23 protein-coding genes are annotated in these 20,277 nt (G+C 58.1%); 9 read left to right on the top strand and 14 right to left on the bottom strand.

The window, feature by feature from the left end; genetic code table 11:
• Window positions 1-357: 357 nt before the first annotated feature.
• From HNQ99_RS08810 to HNQ99_RS08795, 4 genes are all read right to left on the bottom strand, one after another.
• Window positions 358-783 (bottom strand): hypothetical protein, encoded by a 426-nt coding sequence (locus HNQ99_RS08810; protein WP_184475291.1) that lies wholly within the window; start codon window positions 781-783, stop codon window positions 358-360.
• A gap of 222 nt (window positions 784-1,005) precedes the next feature.
• Window positions 1,006-1,194 carry a hypothetical protein gene (locus HNQ99_RS08805; RefSeq protein WP_184475290.1) on the bottom strand — a complete coding sequence of 63 codons (189 nt, stop codon included), beginning with the start codon at window positions 1,192-1,194 and terminating at the stop codon, window positions 1,006-1,008.
• A gap of 6 nt (window positions 1,195-1,200) precedes the next feature.
• Window positions 1,201-1,398, bottom strand: coding sequence for a hypothetical protein (locus HNQ99_RS08800; RefSeq protein WP_184475289.1), 198 nt, complete (start codon window positions 1,396-1,398; stop codon window positions 1,201-1,203).
• Window positions 1,395-2,462, bottom strand: coding sequence for a tyrosine-type recombinase/integrase (locus tag HNQ99_RS08795; protein WP_184475288.1), 1,068 nt, complete (start codon window positions 2,460-2,462; stop codon window positions 1,395-1,397). Before HNQ99_RS08795 ends, HNQ99_RS08800 begins: the two co-directional genes overlap by 4 nt.
• A gap of 298 nt (window positions 2,463-2,760) precedes the next feature.
• Here HNQ99_RS08795 and HNQ99_RS08790 point away from each other — a divergent pair, with 298 nt between their 5' ends.
• From HNQ99_RS08790 to HNQ99_RS16960, 3 genes are all read left to right on the top strand, one after another.
• On the top strand, window positions 2,761-3,033 hold the full coding sequence (locus HNQ99_RS08790) for a helix-turn-helix domain-containing protein (protein WP_407692312.1): 273 nt from the start codon (window positions 2,761-2,763) through the stop codon (window positions 3,031-3,033).
• A complete protein-coding gene (locus HNQ99_RS08785; RefSeq protein WP_184475286.1) occupies window positions 3,033-4,358 on the top strand; it encodes a type II toxin-antitoxin system HipA family toxin in 1,326 nt (441 codons plus the stop codon). The genes HNQ99_RS08790 and HNQ99_RS08785 overlap by 1 nt, the downstream gene beginning before the upstream one ends.
• 191 nt (window positions 4,359-4,549) lie before the next feature.
• Window positions 4,550-4,720 (top strand): type II toxin -antitoxin system TacA 1-like antitoxin, encoded by a 171-nt coding sequence (locus HNQ99_RS16960; protein WP_407692311.1) that lies wholly within the window; start codon window positions 4,550-4,552, stop codon window positions 4,718-4,720.
• Between the two features lie 88 nt (window positions 4,721-4,808).
• Here the strand turns inward: HNQ99_RS16960 and HNQ99_RS08775 are convergent, their stop codons facing one another.
• Window positions 4,809-4,982 (bottom strand): hypothetical protein, encoded by a 174-nt coding sequence (locus HNQ99_RS08775; RefSeq protein WP_184475284.1) that lies wholly within the window; start codon window positions 4,980-4,982, stop codon window positions 4,809-4,811.
• A gap of 224 nt (window positions 4,983-5,206) precedes the next feature.
• A complete protein-coding gene (locus tag HNQ99_RS08770) occupies window positions 5,207-6,325 on the bottom strand; it encodes a tyrosine-type recombinase/integrase (protein WP_184475283.1) in 1,119 nt (372 codons plus the stop codon).
• A gap of 1,009 nt (window positions 6,326-7,334) precedes the next feature.
• Here HNQ99_RS08770 and HNQ99_RS08760 point away from each other — a divergent pair.
• Genes HNQ99_RS08760 through HNQ99_RS08740 form a run of 5 tightly spaced genes read left to right on the top strand, consistent with a single transcriptional unit; the run spans window position 7,335 to window position 12,993 of the window.
• Window positions 7,335-8,330 (top strand): mannitol dehydrogenase family protein, encoded by a 996-nt coding sequence (locus HNQ99_RS08760; RefSeq protein ID WP_184475282.1) that lies wholly within the window; start codon window positions 7,335-7,337, stop codon window positions 8,328-8,330.
• Entirely contained in the window at window positions 8,330-9,067 is a 738-nt protein-coding gene (locus HNQ99_RS08755) for an HAD family hydrolase (protein ID WP_184475281.1), read from the top strand. The genes HNQ99_RS08760 and HNQ99_RS08755 overlap by 1 nt, the downstream gene beginning before the upstream one ends.
• Before the next feature lie 41 nt (window positions 9,068-9,108).
• Window positions 9,109-9,774, top strand: coding sequence for a class I SAM-dependent methyltransferase (locus tag HNQ99_RS08750; RefSeq protein ID WP_184475280.1), 666 nt, complete (start codon window positions 9,109-9,111; stop codon window positions 9,772-9,774).
• Window positions 9,767-11,590 carry a glycosyltransferase gene (locus tag HNQ99_RS08745; RefSeq protein WP_184475279.1) on the top strand — a complete coding sequence of 608 codons (1,824 nt, stop codon included), beginning with the start codon at window positions 9,767-9,769 and terminating at the stop codon, window positions 11,588-11,590. The genes HNQ99_RS08750 and HNQ99_RS08745 overlap by 8 nt, the downstream gene beginning before the upstream one ends.
• Before the next feature lie 44 nt (window positions 11,591-11,634).
• A complete protein-coding gene (locus tag HNQ99_RS08740) occupies window positions 11,635-12,993 on the top strand; it encodes an MATE family efflux transporter (protein WP_322790347.1) in 1,359 nt (452 codons plus the stop codon).
• 141 nt (window positions 12,994-13,134) lie between these two features.
• Here HNQ99_RS08740 and HNQ99_RS08735 read toward each other — a convergent pair whose 3' ends face one another.
• The 6 genes from HNQ99_RS08735 to HNQ99_RS08710 all read right to left on the bottom strand — a co-directional run bounded on the left by HNQ99_RS08735 (window position 13,135) and on the right by HNQ99_RS08710 (window position 17,670).
• Entirely contained in the window at window positions 13,135-14,409 is a 1,275-nt protein-coding gene (locus HNQ99_RS08735; RefSeq protein WP_184475277.1) for a type II toxin-antitoxin system HipA family toxin, read from the bottom strand.
• Complete coding sequence (locus HNQ99_RS08730; RefSeq protein ID WP_184475276.1) at window positions 14,406-14,612, bottom strand: type II toxin-antitoxin system Y4mF family antitoxin; 207 nt, start codon at window positions 14,610-14,612, stop codon at window positions 14,406-14,408. The genes HNQ99_RS08735 and HNQ99_RS08730 overlap by 4 nt, the downstream gene beginning before the upstream one ends.
• Before the next feature lie 173 nt (window positions 14,613-14,785).
• Window positions 14,786-15,313 (bottom strand): MarR family winged helix-turn-helix transcriptional regulator, encoded by a 528-nt coding sequence (locus HNQ99_RS08725; protein ID WP_184475275.1) that lies wholly within the window; start codon window positions 15,311-15,313, stop codon window positions 14,786-14,788.
• Window positions 15,294-16,496, bottom strand: coding sequence for an MFS transporter (locus tag HNQ99_RS08720; RefSeq protein WP_184475274.1), 1,203 nt, complete (start codon window positions 16,494-16,496; stop codon window positions 15,294-15,296). Before HNQ99_RS08720 ends, HNQ99_RS08725 begins: the two co-directional genes overlap by 20 nt.
• Window positions 16,497-16,520: 24 nt before the next feature.
• Window positions 16,521-16,985 carry a nuclear transport factor 2 family protein gene (locus HNQ99_RS08715; RefSeq protein ID WP_184475273.1) on the bottom strand — a complete coding sequence of 155 codons (465 nt, stop codon included), beginning with the start codon at window positions 16,983-16,985 and terminating at the stop codon, window positions 16,521-16,523.
• Window positions 16,986-17,031: 46 nt separating this feature from the next.
• Entirely contained in the window at window positions 17,032-17,670 is a 639-nt protein-coding gene (locus tag HNQ99_RS08710; protein WP_184475272.1) for an NAD(P)-dependent oxidoreductase, read from the bottom strand.
• 130 nt (window positions 17,671-17,800) lie between these two features.
• On the opposite strand from HNQ99_RS08710, the gene HNQ99_RS08705 reads away from it, so the two are divergent.
• Complete coding sequence (locus tag HNQ99_RS08705) at window positions 17,801-18,256, top strand: nuclear transport factor 2 family protein (RefSeq protein ID WP_184475271.1); 456 nt, start codon at window positions 17,801-17,803, stop codon at window positions 18,254-18,256.
• Window positions 18,257-18,295: 39 nt separating this feature from the next.
• Here HNQ99_RS08705 and HNQ99_RS08700 read toward each other — a convergent pair whose 3' ends face one another.
• Complete coding sequence (locus HNQ99_RS08700; protein WP_184475270.1) at window positions 18,296-19,114, bottom strand: SDR family NAD(P)-dependent oxidoreductase; 819 nt, start codon at window positions 19,112-19,114, stop codon at window positions 18,296-18,298.
• A gap of 213 nt (window positions 19,115-19,327) precedes the next feature.
• Window positions 19,328-20,218 (bottom strand): helix-turn-helix transcriptional regulator, encoded by an 891-nt coding sequence (locus tag HNQ99_RS08695; protein ID WP_184475269.1) that lies wholly within the window; start codon window positions 20,216-20,218, stop codon window positions 19,328-19,330.
• Window positions 20,219-20,277: the final 59 nt, after the last annotated feature.

Here is a 20,277-nt window from a genome sequence, read left to right as displayed (position 1 = left end):
AGCGTCGCACCAAGTGCCGCGCGACATTTTCCAGAAATCAAAGTCTCAATCAAATGCATGTCTACCCTGTGGGTCCCACACGGGTATCAGACGCCTCCATTTGCATGAATGGACCTGCGAGAGCGTGAATCGATCTGAAGACCTCGGACCCGCTGATTTCCGGCGAATATGGGTCAAAATGAAGAGATTTGATTAGGTATATCAAGAGCTTAAGCCGCGCTCTTAATCAGCGGGTCCTAGGTTCGAGCCCTAGTGCGTCCACCAAATTTTCTAGCATTTACAGCCACTTACTCCCTTCGGGGATAGGTCTTACAAGCTGCCCCGAGCGCCGTATAAGAGCAGTGTAAGAGCGCACCACTACGGCACGTTGCGTCCTACGCCAGACGCCCAGAGCCGCGCTTGAAATGCAGAAGGCTGCTTTGTCGGCGGGTCGTCAAGGTCTGCACGAATCTCCCACACAAGCCGTGACCAGAGTTCGTCATGCCGATCCTTGGTGAAGGTAGCAGCGTTCGACTCGGCAATCTCGTCGGTGAATGCGTGCAGAGCTTTGATAACTGCGCCGGAGGCGATCAGATGAAGGTTGTTCACTGCCGTTGCAAACCTGATCTTTGCGCCTGGCGGTGCAGTGTCGCCAACGATGCCGCTGGCTGCGCCGAAGAACTCCTCATAGTATGCGAGCTTCTTTGAGCGCCATTCTGCTTCGCGTTCCTTCTGCTTGGTCAGATAGATTGCACCGGCAGATGCAATTATTGCAGCGAGGGCGGATATGAGGGCGGTCCACATGACACCATCGTAACGTCGGCGTCGGCGGTTGACGAGCTTCAAAGCAGCACCCCGCGCCCGAAGGCGCAGGGTGCCGGCAACGTCAGGACGGAAGGAGTGTCGCCTATCCCCGCTGCTGCGGATGTTCGATTAACGAGGGACCGTCCGCTGATCCTCGGCGTGGGTGAAGGCAACCAAGCCCCACGCAACCCCTACGCTGGCACCGGCAGGCACCGTCAGCGGCTATACGCCAGCGCCCAGGTGATCGAGGATATACAGAAACTGGCGGTCAAGCGTGCCCGCCACGACCTCGGCATAAGTAGCGTCCGCGAACTCCTCGAACGAGCCGCAGAGGATCACGAATGGCGATGGTCGTGGCTTCCGACCCTTCTCAATCTTGGCGACACGCCGTTGAAGGGTGCGGAGCGACATGCGCGATTAGCTCTTCTTGGCGAGCGCCTTGCTCACCTCAATGTCAGCGGCGATGTGTCCGCCTGCGAGTGCGGCGTTATCGTCCGTCACGCCGAAGTGCCGCTGCACGATCCGGTCGGCATATTCGATGGGCATTCCATACTTCTCTGCCTTGGGATGCGAACCGGGGTCAGCGGCCTTCAGGGACTCGTTCGTATCAGTCATCGTCGTATCACCTTCAGTTGAGTGAGAATGTCGTAGGCTTCGGCGCGAACCTCGAAGTCGTCGCAATCGCGCATCAGTTCGCACATGCTGGCTACCGCCGTCTGGCGCAGTTCCCCGCGCTCCTGATCGTTCAGGGTGGCGAGCATTTCCGCGTATGGATTCCAGCGGTCCGTATGCAGAATGTCGTCATGGCTGAACACATAATCGCAGTCGAGAAAGCGCGGCACCTCGTTCAAGGCGTCGAGTGCATAGGGGCTGAGCGGCACGACATGCGGCTTGCCGTTCTTGGATCGATCGGCGGGAATGACCCACTGCTTGGCGTCAAGATCAACCTCGCTCCAGCGCATTTCGGCCAGCTCTCCCCGGCGCTGCGCGGTCGCCAGCAGGATCGGCACGAACTGGCGAAAGGGATAGACATCATTACGGCACGCGCGCAGCAGCCGGACGATTTCGTCATCCTCCAACACCCGGTCGCGAGATTCCTCCTTGGTCGGTGCCTTCAATCCGGTGATTGGGCTGGTCTCGACAATCCCGCGCTCCACACACCAATTGAACAGCTTACGGATGTTCGAAAGGATGCGGTTGGCCTGATAGGTCGATCCGCGCGCGACGGTGGCGTCCATGATTTCCAGCACATCGAACCGTTTGATCTCACGAATATCGCGCTGCCCGAAGGTTCCGACCAACTCCCGTTCCAAGATGCGCTCGGCCTCGCGCCAGCTTTTGTTGCGGGCCTGCGCGTGAAGGCGGATGAATTCGCCGCATACGGCTTCGACCTTCATATTGGGCGTGCGGCGGCGCTTGGTCGGATCGATGCCTTCATCGACCTGCCGCAAGATATCCATCGCCTTCTCGCGCGCTGTGGCCAACGTAATGCGGGGATAGACGCCGAGCTTCATGCGCTTCTGGTTAAGGCCATATCGAAACTTGACGGAGAAGACCTTTTGCCCCTGCGCCGAAACCCGAACGCTCATGCCGGGGCATAAGAGGTCATGGACCTCATAGCGCTTCGCATTCGGTTTCAGAGCTTCGAGCGTCTTGTTGGTCAGGGCCTTTACCGGCATATGTCATCCTTTCGAATGACACTTCAATAATCATGGAAATCACCCAATCTCAAAGAAATTCCCAGTCTCCGAACGGCCTGCGTCGGGAAAGTGCAGTGCGATGCGATCTGACCATGCCGCCCGTGACCGGGGGGTGCTTTGGACCGAGGCTCCGCGTCGATATTCGAACCAGATGGCGCGACGCTGATTCCGGTTTTTCAGTCTCACGTGATTACGTGTCGAGGCAATATACGGTTGAGCGTATATACTGAAAATATACGCCATTTCGTATATTGCACAATTATCCGAGTTAGCGTATATGCGGGACATGGAGAATGTCATGGCCCAGATTGCTCGAACACCCAAGCAGCTCGGCAACGCTCTGCGGCGTCATCGCACACATATTGGCCTCAGCCAATCACAAGTCGCGGCCAAGGCAGGGCTCCGCCAAGCTACCATTTCACAGATCGAAAACGGCCATGACGCGACCAAGGTCGAGACCATCTGCGCTCTGCTCGCAGCGCTTGACCTTGAACTGACGGTCGCCTCGCGTTCAAAAGGTTCATCCCAGGACATTGAGGATATCTTTTGATGGCGCGCCGAAGCGTTCGCACGCCGCTCAATGTCTTCCTGAACAATCGTCATGTCGGTCGCCTGACCCGGCAATCGAGCGGTGCGATCGACTTTACCTATGACGATAGCTGGCTGGAATGGGAGCATGCCATTCCCGTTTCACTCTCCTTGCCGCTTCGGAAGAGCCGCTATCTAGGCGACCCGGTTGCGGCGGTATTCGAGAACCTCCTGCCGGACTCCAGACCGATCCGAACGCGGGTCGCCGAACGTGTGGGCGCGAAGGGAACCGACGCCTTCAGCCTCTTGAGCAAGATCGGTCGCGATTGTGTGGGCGCACTCCAGTTCATGCCCGTTGACGACATTCCGCCGCCCGCAACGAAGGTAGAAGGAACGCCGATAGGTGAGGACGAGATTGCGGCCATGATCTCGAACTTGGCCCGCGCGCCACTTGGCCTCGGTGATGATGACGATTTCCGCATCTCGATTGCAGGCGCACAGGAGAAGACGGCGCTGCTTCGCCATGAGGGCAAATGGCTGCGTCCTCACGGCACGACCCCGACAACGCATATTCTGAAACCGCAAATCGGCACACTGCCGAATGGCATCGACCTATCGAACAGCGTAGAGAATGAATTCTACTGCCTGAAGCTCATCGGTGCGTTCGGCCTTCTGACAAACGAGGCCGAGATTGCGACATTTGGCGACAGCAAGGTTCTCGTCATCACCCGGTTTGATCGGCGCTGGACCAATGACGGCCGGCTGCTGCGGCTACCGCAGGAGGATAGCTGTCAGGCTCTTTCGGTCGCTCCCACCAACAAATATGAGAATGAGGGTGGCCCCGGGATCGCCTCGATCGCGAAGCTGTTGATGGGCAGCGACAATTCGCAAACGGACCAACTGGCCTTTTTCAAGGCGCAAATTCTGTTCTGGTTGATCGGTGCGACCGACGGCCATGCGAAGAACTTCAGCATCTTCCTGGCACCGCGCAGCCGTTATCGGCTGACGCCGCTATACGACATACTGACGGCCCAACCCAGCCTCGACACCCATAAAATCCGCCGTAACCAATTCAAGCTAGCGATGGCGATCGGCAACTCTCACCGCTATCGGATCTTCGACATCCACGGACGACATTTCGTCGAAACCGGTCGTGCTGCGGGGCTTTCAATTCAACTCATCGGACAGGCCATCGACGAGATCAGAGCAAGTTTCGACCGTGCATTCAGCGACGTAGCGCACCAGCTTCCCGCCCATTTCCCCGAAGCGATCCATGCATCCGTAGTGGCAAGCGCAAGGGACCGGATTCGGCAGCTCGACACCGCAGATGCGGAATTGAAACGATAAAGGCGGTAGGAATTCCTGCCATGCCATATCCTCCCCACGCCTGGTAACGACTTCGTGACTTGCGCTTTCCGATAGTCATCCAAGCGTTACCAACGGCGGCCGCGCTGTGACAGCAACGAGATTCTCCTGACAGAGGCCGCCTCAATCGATATGGTATTTGCTCGACCAACCGATTGGCTGCGAAGGAAACTATGGTGGCCATCGATTCACCCGATCAACCGCAGTCGCGCGAAACGAGCCGCGAATGCATGAAGCTTGACCGGCGAGACACTGAGGCATTCTTGCAGGCAGTCGACACCTCCCCCGCCCCAACCGATCGATTGATCAAGGCATTTGAGCGCCGCAAAGCAATCACAGGCTGAATACATATTCGATGGCGCGGGATGGACCCTGACATACCGGGCGGGATGGTCCAGCGCGGCGGCGACGCGCTTGGCCAGCGTGTCGCGGTCAGCCACGCAGCTCCGCCATGCGCCGGTCGATGGCCGGGGCGGTCCGCACAAATGCCTTCTCCGCCGCGTCGATGAACTCGGTGGCATCCTGCACCCGCGTCGGCCGTCCCCGGATCATGCGGACGTTGTCGGTATATTCGGTGCGGCCATTGGGATGCTGGCGGCGGTTCATATTTTTCCGGCTCTATCTCGACCTCGACGATCACACGTTCGTCCCACACGAGCTTGAGCAACTCGCGAACCGCCTCCATGCCGCGAAGCTTGGTTGTTGGCCACGGATTCAGGCCCAGCCGCCAGTGGTCGAGATATTCCTTCCCGGGCCACTGATCGGCAAACATCATCAGACCGATGCGATTCATCGCCTCGCGAACGGTCAACGCGTCGTCGGGTCGTTCGTTAGTCGAGGCCATCGAGAAAGCTCCCCCATTTCTCCAGCGCCGCGCGCTTCTCATCCGTATAGCCATAGCGGTTATACACCGCAGCCACCCCGGAAATTTCGCCGCTGATGTGGTTCAGCACCTTCTCGACGATGTGCGGCGCAACGCCCGCCCGCGCCATGCCAGAGGCCGCCGTGCGGCGAAGATCATGCAGCCGCCAGTCCGATGTGCCTGACGCTTCCGAAATGCGCCGCAGCATCTTCGAAAAGCCGCTGACGGGCGTGCGGCGGTTGGTACTGAACACAAGGTCGCACCCATCGAACATCGGCACCGCTTCGAGCCCGCGCATGGCGAAGGGCGTCAGCGGCACCGTGTTCGCCTTGCCGTTCTTCGAATATTCAGCCGGCATCTCCCAGATCGCCGTCTCGCGATCGATGTGGCTCCAGCGCATTTCCGCAAGTTCGCCGCGTCGTTGTGCGGTGGCAAGCAGGAGCAGAACGAACGGGCCGAAAGGAAACGGTTCCGCCTTCGATGCCTTCACGATGCGCGCGATCTCATCATCCGACAAGACCCGATCGCGGGCACGCTCGCGGCTTGGTGCGCTGATGCCGAGGATCGGATTGGCATCGATCATGTTCCTCTGAGCGCTCCAGTTGAGGAACTTGCGCGTATGGGCAAGGATGCGGTTCGCCTGATAGAGCGCGCCGCGTTCGCTGGCGGCATCGACAATCCCCAATATGTCGGTCTTCGTGATCGACCGGATATCACGCTGGCCAAGGACGGTGACCAGTTCGCGGTTCAGGATGCGTTCGGCCTCGCGCCAGCTCTTGTTGCGGGGCTTGGCATAGCTGCGAATGAAATCCGCGACCGCCTCGTCAACGCTGGTGATCGGCCGTCGGCGCTGTTGGGTCGGGTCAACGCCCTCCTCGATCAGCCGCAGGATATCCATCGCCTTCTCGCGGGCCTTCGCCAGTGGCGTTGCGGGGAAGGTGCCGAGGACTTCGCGGCGCTGTTCGAGGCCCCAGCGATAGTTGTAGACGAAGGTCTTTCGTCCCCGTGTCGTGATCCTCACGCCAAAGCCGGGGAAACTCGCATCACGGATATCGACCCGCTTCACGCCTGCCTTCGCCGTCTCCAAGAACCTGTTCGATAACACTCGTCGCACCGTCGCCATCCTTTCGATGGCAACCTAATAATCACCGATTTCTGTATTTCTCAAAGAAATAATCTGCCGTGGACAGCATGATGCGGAAAAGTTCATCCTGACGCAGAATGCAACAATGCCTATAGTTCAGTTGACCGGGGGGTCGAATGGACCGAAAGCCCAGGTGGTTGCACGCACCATCTTCCGCGACACTGTTTCTTGATTTTCAGAGTCATGTAATTACGTGATTTCTGGCAATGGCCGGGAGCCTCTGGGCCATAATGTTGTGGAATACCCATTTCACGCCGTCTTTCTCCGGCCGCACTTTTGCGGCGGCGCGCTCTGCCTGGATGCGGTCCAGCAGAACGCTGGCGGGTTCGTCAGCCGGGTCTCACCATATTGCCTATAACCGCCGACAGCACCGCGACGGCGGGCTTGCTGTCAAGCGCACGCTCGCCCGGCCCCACCGCAACCGCCGCCTCGCCAAACACTTCGAGCAAATCATCGCCACAGCAGCGTGGCTGATCGCTGCCTCGGATCAACTGCTCGTCGGACGAATCGCAAGACACTGTTACTTAACGAAATAATTTTGAATTGACTCTGCGCGCTCATTACAGGCAAGAAACCATGACGCTTCAACGTGCCTCGCGCACAGTTCAACTAAAAATTATTGAAAGACGCCCGCTGTCTGAGGCTGAGTTGCTAGACATAATGGCATATTTCTCAAATAATGGCAGATAGGAATTGGGATTTCTGAAGGTCATGCTAATCGCTGCTCTTTAATGGAGCCGATGAGTTCAACAACGAGTTCGTTTTTGAGCTACCGCCTTTGGAGATCGTCTGATTGATAAATCATATTCATATCGGCGGCACCAGTCGATTGGGATTGGGTTTGGTAGTTCCAGCGGTCGCCTCGGCTAATATGCGGACATCGCTATTTGTTCGATCATCTATAATTGGGACGAAATCTGTCGCCTTGTCAGACCATATAGCACGAACGGGAATGGTGCGGGTCCACACACCATCTGGCGATTTCGACTACGCCGCCGACAACTTAGTCCAGCTTTATGATGCACAGGGAGCCCCGCATCCGGATTTTACGTCGGCCATAAAGCGTCCTGATGCAAGATTGTTGACCACATCAATCGGCGATGGCCTTCAGGATGAGCGCGTTGCCAATGCCCTAGCGGTAGCACTCGTCGAGCGGATGCGTACAGGCATTACGGCTCCTATCTATATAGTTGCATGTGAAAATACCATCACATCTCTCTGGCTTAGGACGCGCGTCGAGCAACTGTCTCCCGAACTTGCCGAGCAGCGGCGACTTGGTCGTCCGCTTCCGGCCGTGTTTCTGCCATGTGTCATCGATCGGACTTGTACGAAAATCGAGATCGTCGAGGATCGGACCGTCGTGACCGCCTCGGATCATGCAACCTGGCTAATTCAAAAAGGCCCCTCGCCCGAATTGGAATCCATTCTTTCGTCAGCGACGGCCGTAAGAACGCGATTCGTCAATAATACTGAAATGTTATGGTGCATGAAACTTTGGACTGTTAACTGCCTGCACTTGGCATTCGCGCTAATAGCTGCTCGAAATGGGTGGAATGATCTGCACTATTACGCGCGTACGTCGAAAGGTACAGTATATCTCCATAATCTGGTGAAGGAGATTGGCATCATGATCTCTCCACGGTTTACGGACCGTCTCCGGCCGCTGCTGAAATTGCTTCTAAACCGAACGGCAACCCAACTATCGCGTCAACCAGATTTTACCTCGCGGATACTGCGGAAGATGTGGTCAAGCCCCACGTCCTTCGCACGCGATTCCTATTTCAAGATGGGCATACCAATGGACGCGTTTCTTAGAAACGGCGGAACCCGCCGTGATGTTTCCCTGCTTTCATCCATCAACGACGATATGAAACCGATTGAAAACAAAGGGGGCTTGCTGCTCGATTTCCAAGCCTCCCTTGGGCGTCCGATCACGGATATCGCGTGATGCGAACGACCATACCTGACTCTTCCTTGAGCGAATCTCTTGTCAGTCTCGGTTTCGACAAACCAAGCCTCGTTATTTTCGACTGTGATGGAGTGCTGGTGGACAGTGAGCCGACCAGTTGCGCGGTTACGGCCGATCTGCTCACCCTTTCGGGATGCCGGATATCCGCAGTTGATGTGCAAACTCAATTTCTGGGCATGTCCGTCGAGACGATGCGCCGCAGCGTCGAAAGTCGCCTGGGCATCATGCTGCCGCCAGATTTTGCCGATCGCCTGAACGAAAATTTTATACGGAGGATTAATCGTCTGAGCCCTGTCCAGGATGTCGAGAAGCTGCTCGAAGACATCAATGTCGCATCCTGCGTCGCCTCCAGCAGTGCCCCGAACCGGCTGGAAATGAGCTTAGCGGCAACCAAGCTTGATCGTTTTTTCGGGCCGCATGTCTACTCCGCCTCAATGGTGTCCCGAGGCAAGCCTGCTCCCGATCTTTTTCTGTTCGCGGCCCGAGAAATGGGGTGTCCCACGGCTACCACGATAGTCGTGGAGGACAGCGTTGCCGGGATCGAGGCTGCCAACGCGGCAGGCATGCTGCCGATCGGTTTCATCGGGGGATCGCATTGCGGTTCTGGCCACGGACAACTTTTGAGGGAAGCTGGCGCACCCCTGATCGTTCAGAATCATCGCGAACTGCGCACTCTGCTTTGTCCCTACCCGGATGAATACCGCTCCCACGTCTGAAGACCCACTTACCTATTTGCTCTGTATTGTAAGGAATGGATATGTCAGTCGCGAAGATGAGGAATTTACTTGGGGTCGGCGATATTTTCGATGGTTTCGTGCCAGAGTTCGATGTCGACCTTCAGGGATGGAACAGCGATTGTAAGGCGTTCGACATCCTCTCGGAAACAACCCGTCCGATGATCGCGTTTGATGTAGGGGTATGGAAAGGCGGTTCAACTATCGCCATGGCGCAGCGTATGCGGGACGCGGGCACACCTGGATTCGTCATCGCTATCGACACGTTCCTAGGGAGCCCGGAACATTGGTTGCCAGGACCCCATGGCGATTTCCGCACGGACCTGATTTTCCATAGGGGTTCGCCTCGCCTATATTGGCAGTTCCTCAGCAACGTGGTTCATAGCGGATTGCAGGACTACGTTATTCCCTTGCGGCAGACATCGACGAACGCGGCAACGATATTGGGCCAGCTGGGCGTTTCCGCCGATGTTATCCATATCGATGCGGCCCATGATTATCGCTCGGTTTATGATGATCTAACGATGTACTGGAATCTGGTCCGAAATGGCGGTGCCATGGTAGCCGATGATTATATCGAAGAATGGCCAGCCGTTCTCAAGGCCGTTGATGATTTTTGCGCGACTGTGTCGTGCCAGAAAGCCACGGTCGTGCCAAAGGCAATTTTAACGAGGCCCGGCCATGCCTGACATATCCGATTCACTCATTTTCTTGTCGGCCATGATATTGGCCCTTTCCTCTGTTCGGCTCTCGACCGTGCGGTTTCGCGTGCTCGGGGCCGCAATAGGCGCCGCCGCGACAATCGCTGCTTTTGTGCTACCGACCGATGCGGCGTGGGACAATTGGAGCGATTTCCCCGCCCTTCTTGCCGTTGGAATTATGATCGCAGCGCTGTTCGCATGGTCATTGAACCTTTCTCTGCGCGTGCAAGGATATATATATTTATTCATCAGCGGCCTGAGCGTGTCGACAATGATCGACCACATGATATCGGCCGATCCGGTAACAGGCCCCGAATGGGTTAGCTTAATCATCATCTCTCTCTTGCTGCTCTTGGTTTCGGGACACTTTTTCTTCGCACCACTTATAGAAAATCCGGGTTTGAACCTACATTTTAGGCGTTTGAAACGCGCTTTGGCTCATCGGTCGAACAATGAGCCATTCGTTTCTATCATCGTCCCATGCTATTCCGAGCCGCCCGAAGTCGTTATCCGCACCATAAATGCACTCGCCAACGTTAAATATAGCAAATACGAAGTTATTGTCGTGGATAATAATACGAAGGATCAGATGCTATGGAAACCTGTAGAACATGCCTGCAAACATCTGGGAGATAAATTCCGTTTTTTTCATATAGACCCTTTGGATGGAGCGAAGGCTGGCGCTCTAAATTTTGCTCACCGCCATCTCGACAAGAGATCAACTATATTATGCTTGGTTGATGCTGATTATGTCGCCCAATCTGACATATTCTCTGTGCTTATACCGCTTTTGAAAGACGATGTTGCGTTCGTGCAGGCTAGTCATGATTACATGTCATGGGACAATAACATCTTTTTGAGAGGATGTTATTATGAGTACACCCGTTTTCACAAGCTTTCCATGGCTGGATTGAACGAAGCTGACGTCGTATTTCCAGTGGGCACAATGGTTCTGCTCGACCGGAAGGCGGTTGAACGCGCGGGCGGATGGGCGGACTGGTGCCTCACGGAGGACTCCGAGATAGCAATCAGGCTTTCGGCCCTTGGGTATCGGGGTTTTGCGGTGGCCGATACAGTCGGCCGAGGTCTTCTTCCCGGCAATTTCGGCGATGTCAAAAAGCAGATATTCCGCTGGTCGGCCGGGCCTATCGAGCAACTTGTCGCCTATCGCAAATATTACTTCATGCGCGGGCTCGAGTCTCGCGGTCGGGACATTACAAAGTTGATCTTGGTGCTCCGCAATCACCTTAATTATGTCGTGATCGCCATCCGCCCTTTCGGCGTATCCCTATGGTTGGGAATTGCGTACTATCTTGAAACGCAAGGAAGCAGCTTCCCCCTGCCGATTGGCCTTCTCGTGTTATGGTCCGCTTACCGATTGTGGCTCTTTGGCGAACGCCTGATCTCGGTTCGAGCTATGGGCAGTGTGTCAATCATCGATTTTCTCTTCAGTATCGCGGTCGCATCGGCCCTCCAATTCACGAAGGTCCAGGCCACGTTGGTCGCCCTAACCGGCAGGCGGATGCGTTGGCGCCGAACGCCTAAATTTCCGCACAAGGGATCCATAGCTAAAGGCGTCGCGAATGCGTTACCGGAGACTATTCTAGGCTTTGCATTTTTAGGCATTTCTGGCGTTTTGGCCTGGTCGTGCCGTCATGAATTCTCGCTCGGTACCTATGCGGCTTTGCAAGGTCTTTGGCTTGGAATCACTTTGTGCACGACGCTCTTCGTATCCGTGACATCCGAGATCACTGGCGCGCGTGAGGCAAGAAGGACGGTGAAAGATTTGGCCCTGCTTCAATAGGATGAGGGCATGGCCGGACCTGTGATTCGGAATCCTTCATAAACATGGCGCGAGCTTCGCCCATCCGACTTATGGAAGAGGTTCGCCTCCTTCTAGGGCTTGCGTGGCCCGCAATTATTACCAATCTTTCTTGGGCAATTATGCAGGCGATAGACGTCAGCATACTGGGGCACCTTGGGGCTGATGAACTGGGTGTACTAGGAGGAGCACGGACCCTTTTCTTTCTAGCCATCGTCATCGGAATTTCCGCGATATCTGGCGTCTCCCCATACACTTCGTACGCATTTGGCGCGCGGGACGAATCTGGGGTATCATCCTGCTTCCGATCGGGACTGACACTGTCGGTCATCGTCGGTTGCGCGGGGTCAGGCTTGCTGATTTTCTTTCCCGCCATGCTGCTGTCTCTACTTGGTATTTCACCCGATCTGGTGGTCGCGTCGACGTCTGTCGTCGTGTCGATGGCGATCGGCCTGCCCGCTCTCATGATTGCGAGCACGGCAAGCATGGTCTTGGAAGCGACGGGTCGCCCCGTCCGAATTACCATTGTCAATCTCGCACTACTTCCCGTCAACACGTGGCTCGCGTGGAAATGGTCAGGAGGAATTCCCGGTTTACCCGGGGCCGGGCCAGTTGGCGTAGCAGCCGCGACTTCTGTCAGCATTTGGATGGGCGCCGCGATCCTTGTATTTCTAGCTTGGCGGGCAGTGCCCCCGCGGAAGGGTGGCTTGGTGACTGGCATGAAACCATGGTCGGCGGAAATAGGTCGGCTCGCCCGCTTTGGACTGCCGCCGGCTTTGGCGGCCGCGCTGCAACTGGCCGGGGTGACCTATCTCACCTCCTTTTCCACCCGGCTTGGCTCATATTCCGCAGCCGCGTTTCAAATCATTTTATCCGTACAAGCCCTTTTTTCGGTGGTGTTCATCGGCTTAGCGGTCGCGACAGGGGTGAGGGTAGGCTTAGCCTATGGCGCGCGGGATACCGAGATGCTTTGGTATCGCGCGCGGCTGGCGGCTGGGATTTGCTGCTTGAGCGGGTCGATCATTGCCCTCTTATGCTTCGCCGCATCCCGAAAAATCGCCGCTGCTTTTTCCGAAGACGCCACAATAATCCCGTTGGCCGCTTCCGCGCTAGAAGCAATCACGCCCTATTTTTTGGCCGGCGGTCTTCAGGCGGTGTTCGGATCGGTGCTTTTGGCGACTGGCAACCAGATCACCGCGAGCGTGAATAACTCTCTAGCGGTGATCGTCACCATCTCCACGGGATATGCCTTCGTCAGCAACGGCTTTGGTGTCGCAGGCCTGGCGATGGGTTTGGGATCGGGAGCTGCCTTTGCGCTGACGCTCCACTTGTGCCGGATTGCATGGGCAAGCAAACATGGTCTACCGGCGCTTGCCGACGTTTAGAACCTTTGGCTGTAATGACGAGGCGCGTCGCCCTCTCGTCATCAAGCACCATAAGCTATTTGCATTTTGGGCGTCCGGGAGACAATCTACGTCAACATCCCCGTTAATCTTGGGTATGTGGGAACAGCCGCTCGAAGACGATCAGCGCCGCTCCTTGCCCTTGAGCGCGAAACGCTGCGCACGATCCCGAATAATGTTCGCCTGTGCCACTATGGGTTCCCGATCATCAAGACCCGGAACGGCCAAGTCGCACCCGATTGCATCGGCCACGGCTTCCGCCAATTGCGATGCCCGACGCCGCACGAAGGGCGCTGCGACGCCTGCATCGGCTGCGAACCGATCGAAATGCTTGGCCTCCAACTGCTCCAATGTCCCGGCCCCGCCGAACGTCATTGCGAAGCGCGGAGACAGCTCGGGCCAGACCACCGTGCCGACCAAATCATAGAGCGGAGCGAGGACAGTAGGCCCCCCGCCGTCTTCCTGTCGCAGCAGGCTGAAGTTCTTCGCATGGGCGTCGGCGTTGCCGATGATGACGTTGAAGATGGCGGCATCGACCAGCTTCAACACCTCAAGCGCCGGACGTGCTGCCGCCTCGCGCAGCAGCGCGAAGCAGTCCCGAAACACCGGCCCGCCTTCAGCCGCATATTTGCGGTTCGATGGAACGCCAAGCGCCTGCGCAAAATCCTCCTGATGCAACCGCCGGACTTCGCCATCCGCTGCCACACGATCGTAGCGGGTCACAAGCAGATAGGGCCGCCCGTTGACCTGCCTCCATTCCGCATCGACGGCATCAAGACCAACGGTGCGCGCGAGGGCAAGACAAAATGCCTCATTCGCAGCAAGAGCGGGAAAGCGGTCCGGTTCGGGCTTTATCAGATGGGTTGAAGGCTGGCCGGGTAACGGAACGGCGATCTCGCCACCGACAAGCACGACCGGCAGCTTGGACTGCGCACCGGCGAGACTGAGGCGCGCGCGCCCTTCCCCGGCAAGCATGGGCACGCGCGGCAATCGGCTGATTAACTCGCTAAGCGCCGTATCGTCCAAGGGCTCCGGGTCGCCCGTCACCGCCTGTGGCGTATCTTCGCTTGTGGGCAGGAACGCGAGCGCGCCCGCGACATCACCGCCCAAGGCTGCCAGCAATCGAATGGGGTTATCTGGCGAAACACCCAGTGCGCGGGCAATCGCGGTGCGCTGCCCTTCTTCGGGAAGCAGACCGCCGAAGACCGCCTTGCAGATGGCATCATCATATTCGGCTTCGCGCTTGGGCATCGCCCGCGACAAGTCCGGGGCGGCGGTATCGGTCAGCCAATCGGGTGCATAGGCGAAGTGCATCGCGCCGCCGCGATCGATCGAAAGCGTCCCGGCAATACGCTGTCCCCACCAGACGCTCAGGCTGTCGAGGATCGGCCCGCTCATTGCGGTCGCCGAATATCAAGCGAGCACCCCAGCGCCGCGAGCACCGCCAGAACCCGTCCAAGCTGGACAGTTGGCTTGCCTCGTTCCAAGTCCACAAGGAAGCGCACTCCAACGCCGCTGGCAGCAGCAAGCTCTGCCTGACGCAGTCCCAGCGCCTTGCGTTCCTCGCGGACGATTTTTCCTATGGCGTTGGTGTCGAACATTACGGTTTTCCCGATCGGGACATTATGAGCCTTTTCGCCCCAATGCAACAACAATATTCCCGATCGGTAAATTTAAGTGCGCAGAGCTATGCGCGGCTGAGATTTTTACCGTTCGGGAATACTGCTAGCCACAACGGTGGCCCGCGATGGGCTCTCTGCCGACAGGTTGACCGCTACACTGGGGATCGGTCCGGCGCAACGGAGGCAACTTGTTCATTAATCCATGAATTCGAAAGCTTGGCGATAATCTCGCGGAGGATCATCCGCTCGCCCGCGCTAAGCGAGGCCCAAGCCTGCTCTTCCGTCTCCCTGATCCGCGGAAGCACGCGACGGTAGAGCGCTTCGCCGCCACTGGTCAACCACAGCCGGTTTTGGCTGCGGTTGTTGGGGTCGGCTTCGATCGTGATCAGTCCGCCGTTTTCCAGGTGACGGAGAGCGCGGCTGGCAACCGACTTGTCTACCATCACCATCCTGACTACCTTTGAGGCAATCGTTCCCGGCTCGATCGACAGGACGGTGAGGACACGCCATTCGGTCAAGGTCAGATCGGCCGCCTCCTTCACGCCGCGAGCGGCCAGCAAGGTGAGGCGGTTAGCCGCCGACAGGAAGCTGAAGCTCAGTGAAAGGTCCGCCGCGGTTTCTGCGTCGAACACTGGCGCCGCCGCCATCACCGAGGGCTCGTCACCCTTGCTGGGTATCATATGCGAAACGGTTCGTCAGGAATAGCATGGCGCCTGCGGATATAATCCATCCTATGGCCAAAGTCAGCGCGAACGGGCTCCAGATACCACTCGCAAGCATCGACTGCCAGAATGGCGGATTGATGAAGGTCGCGAGCGCTCCCGCCTGGTTGACGAGCGCCGCTGCGGCGCCATGATGCGCAGGCTGCGCCGCCAGCGGTAGCGCCGCCATGACGATCGCCAACGCTGCACCGGAACATAGGAACCAGCCTCCCACCGCCACATAGCGCGTAACAAGCGTCATTTCCGGCTTGAAAGCGAGCGCGCCTGCCGCGAACCCCAGCGGAGCCAAGATCAGGAACAGCCGTGGCGGCGACAGTCCGGCGCCGCTCATCAACGTGCCTGCACCGAACGATCCGGGCAGCATGAGCAATGTCAGCAACGACAGTATGCCGGCCGCTTCAGCCGGGGGAATGTGATGGTTCCGAACTAACCAGTCCGGCAAGCTGATGTTTGCACCAAATCCCAAGCTGATCACCACGAGGGCGGCAAGGCCGAGCGCGAGCAGACGCGGGCTGGTGCATGCCGCCGCTAGGTTCCTGACCTGCTGGCCGAGCGTAGGAGTGGCAGACGCACCTTCAGGCAATGATCGCACCCGCGGCAGCAGGCAGCCGAGCATCGCGACGCCAGCCGCGATCCCGCAGAACAACGCAAACGGCAGACGCCAGCCGGGCGATCCCGCGCCCAAGCCGCCCAGCCCCAGTCCCAATGCGGTACCGACCGGCGCATAGGTCGCCCATAGCGTCAGCGCGTGCGTTCGGCGTGGCCCAGTCACCGTCGCCATCAGAAACGCCGGAGCGGCCGTATAGATGTGAACTACGGCGATACCTTCGATCAGTCGAGAAATCTGCAGGATCGAGAAATGATCAGCAATCAAATCGAGCATGTTGGCGATTGCCGCCATCACCGCTGAACCGATCAGCACGGCTCGCGGCCCGAAACGGGCGACCGCCAGGCTGCTGGGAATCGCGAGTAGCACCGCTGGGATGGCGATCAGCGAAATCAACCAGCCGAACTGGCGATTGTCGATCACAAACCGCGCCATGATGTCGGAGCCAAGCGGGATGATCCGCGTCACCGCCGACGCCGCCACGACGCCGAACAAATAGATGACAAGGATGGATGGCCAGCTTCCAGCCTTCATGGAGACCGTCGCGCTGAGCGAAAGCTAGCCATCGGCCAGTCCGAACGCGTCATCGGGATTGGTAGGAGCGAAGCAAAGCGCTCCTTGCCGTCGCTGAAAGCGCCAGCCTGCCTCGGTCCGTACCACATCGTCAACCATGGTGCCGATCCCAACATCGGGGTCGCGACGTGGAAGACTGCCGCTTTTGGCAACGCTGCCGGTGTACAGAAGTACGTTCGCCGTGGCGCGGGCGCGATCCGGAGCGATCACATCCACAACGATGTTGGTGTAGAAATGTCGCAGCGCTCTGGGCGGCATGGAGGAATAAGCGGAGCGGATCGCATCGATCCCTTCCAGCCGCTCATTATTCCGCGGACCGATAAGCACGGCTTCATCAATAAACAGATCAAGTGCGCGATCGATCTGGCCTCCGTCCACAAGCGTTGCGTAGGACAGGATGAGGCGTTGGCAATCGCGCTCGATCAACAGTTGTTCGATCGCGTCTATCATGGCGCCGGCTGCTTCGAGTGGGCCGGGATGGCGAGGGACAGCCGCATCAATAGCCGACCGTGAAACGACGACGGCTATGGACAGGGTTTTCCAGTTCGTCGACCATGGCCACGGCATAGTCTTCGTAGGAGATCGCGCTCGATCCGTCCGGCCGAGTGATCAGCTCGTCCAGCCCGGTGCGGAAGACACCGGTCCTGCCGCCTGGCTCGGTGCCGTAGAGTTCGTCATTCGAAAACATCATGGGGGGCGACAGGAAGGTCCAGTCGAGATCGTCCGCCTGCTTCAATTCACTGAAAAAGGCGATGCCCGCGGTTGGCTCGGCCATGAATTCGGCGGGGATCTGGCCGCTATCGATCACCTTTGTGCGCGTGCCCGGCAAGTACAGGCTCGCCGCTCCGCCGACCATCAGATACCGCGGCACGCCCGCCCGCCGCACCGCGCCCAAGATCTTGCTGGCATCCATCTTCAGGAAGCGGATTGAGACGATCACCGCATCGTGCCCGCGGAGCAGGGGGACGAGTTCGTCCGGCTTGTCGATGTCACCTGCCTGCGCGGTCACGTTGGGGTGAGGAGGCACGTTGCCGGGATTGCGGACGATCGCGGTCACCGCATGTCCACGGTCCAGCATCTCTTGGAGCAGCCGCTTCCCTACCGGCCCAGTGGCTCCGAGCAGTGCTGCCTTCATATTGGATCTCCCATTGACCGCCTCAGCAAAAGCGTGACTCTGTGTTGCTTATGCAACATCTATCCGTTATCGTCAACTATCGAAGGCCGGGCATGTCCAGCGTGGCCATGACCTGTCAGGAGAGTACGCTATGCCGCGCGAGGACCACATGACCATCGACCCTGCGGACCGATTTGCCGTGCAGGATTGCCTGGGCCGGTACCTGTCGGCGCTCGATCGCGGGGATCTTGACGGAGTATTCGCCACGCTCGCGACGCCCGATTGCCGTTTCGTGGATACGCGCGGCAATATACATTCCGGGCCCGCGCAGATTCGCGCGATGCTGGAGGGGCTGGTCGGCGATCCGGATTTCCGCGGACGTCAGCACATCGTCACCCCGCTCTTCGCCGAACGGATCGGCGCCGACATCATTGTCGAATCCTACTGGATGGTCGTGAAGTGGAGCTTCGCGGAAAACAGGAAAGAGATTTTTTCTATCGGCCATTCGCGCGACACGCTGACACAGTGCGACGATGGCTGGCGCATCCGCGAACGGCGCCTTTCGTGGCGGACGGAGCAGCACGGGCCTTGGCACGGCGCGCACTAACCACGCACGCATCAAGGCCTCGACATCGCGATCCACTCGTCAGGCGGTCCGATCGAGCGACGCGAGGATCGCGTCGTGGCGCTGCATATAGTCCTTCATCAGCTCCGGGTGCGTGATTGCCCAGAATCGGCCCTCGCGATAGGCGCGGAGTGCTATTTGGGCCGCCACGTCCGCGTTCATCCGGGGATAGGCAAGTCGCGCCTTCACGTCATCCGATGCGGACGATACCTGGGGTTGCGTCGGCTTCCCAAGCCTCGCGGCGCGGCGGCGCTCGCTGTCACCGATGTCGCTCTCCACCGGGCCCGGGCAGAACGCGACGCAGCGCACATTGCTGTCGGCCGCGACCAGCTCGGCCTGCAAAGATTCGGTCGCGCCCAGCGCGGCGAACTTGGATGCCGCGTAAGCGCTCGCGCCGACCTGCCCTGAAAATCCCATCATCGAAATTGTGTTGATGAGGTGGCCGCCTTCCGCATTCGCCCGAAGGACCGGCAGGAATGCGTCGATCCCATAGATCGTGCCCCAGAAGTTGATGTCCATGATCCAGCGCCGATCTTCATCGCTGAGATCGAGGAAGGACGCATATTTTCCGACGCCGGCGTTGTTGCAGAGCAGGTGCACCGTCCCGAAGCGGCCGATGACTTGGTCCCGGAGCGCCTCGACCGATGCGCGGTTGCCCACATCCACCACGCAGGTGGGCAGACCGAGTGCGTGACCGGCTGCGTCGAGCCGCTCAGCGTCGATATCGGCGATGACTACGGTCATTCCGCTATCCCGCAACGCTTTGGCGAGCGCCAGGCCGATGCCCGAGGCGCCACCCGTGACGACCGCGATACCCTGCCGGCCTACAACATACTTCATGCGAGCACCCTTTTTTGATATGCCGCCGTCAACTCGACGGAGCGGAGTTCTATCATTGAACATATCAGCAAGAGTTGCGTTTGCAACCATCTAGCCTCGCAGCGCCTAATTGACACTAATGAGGACGGTTTGAAATATCCGTGGCAATGAAATGAAATGGAGAATCCTTTTTCGGGACAGCTAACAGTTTACCGGCAAATGGCTCCGCGTCTGCTATACCGCCGGCCATGAAAGTACGTCGTCTTCTATGAAATCTGGTCTTGGAATCTGCCTCTGCTGAGAGATCCCCAGATACCAAACCAACAGTTCACGCGCCGATGAAATTCCTATTCGTTGGTAAGCTCGCTTTCGATACGTCTTTACACTTTCCTCTCCGATTCCGAGTTCGAGGCCGGTACTATGTGATGAAAGTCCGAAAAGCGTGCGTGCGCACACCTCGACTTCGCGGTTCGTCAGTTTCACACGAGCCTTAGACATTGTAGCCGCGATTTCCGCTGTTGAAGCCAGTGCTTCCTCGAAAGCCTCGCGCCGCGTCGACAGTTCGGCATGCTTTGCAACCATTGTAACGACTAGGTCGGCGGTTTCGACAACAGCATCCACTCGATCGTCGGGCATCATACCGCGTGGGTCGGAGCGCACCATCGAACAACCGATCCGCCGGTGCCCGCGGCTACTCGAAAGCATCAGCCGATCCTTCCCGTCGAGCCTGCGAAAGACCAGGTCCCGAAGCCCGGAAGGCGGAAGGCAGTCAAGATCCATTCGGGTAAGCGCGGGCTGCCGATGGAAGGGCATGTCGCGGATTTTCTGCATAAGTGGGTCACCGTGCCAATGGCCGGACAAGTAAACATCGACGGCGCCGTCGCAATTGTCCGAGCCGGTTAGCGAAGCAGCACCAAGCTTGGTTGGGCGTTCGCCATCGAGGCGATAGAGCGCGCAATGGTCAACGCCGCCCAACGCCTGATCGAGGTATTTCAGCAAATTGGGTGCGAAACTCTCGGTACCTACACTGTCGATTACCGCAGGCAGCAGCCCCGAATGATAGGATGTCTGAGGCTTGGGGCGTGAGACGGTCATGTCAATCGTCTCGATACAACCAGATTGCATTTTCCCGCTCCCCTGAATGGCCACGCCTCTGGGCCTGATCCACCCGAGAAAGTACACCG

The sequence above is a fragment of the Rhizorhapis suberifaciens genome, assembly GCF_014200045.1.
Lineage (GTDB): Bacteria > Pseudomonadota > Alphaproteobacteria > Sphingomonadales > Sphingomonadaceae > Rhizorhapis > Rhizorhapis suberifaciens.
Note: the sequence above shows the minus strand (reverse complement) of the source record. Positions and strands in the feature narration are given on the sequence as shown.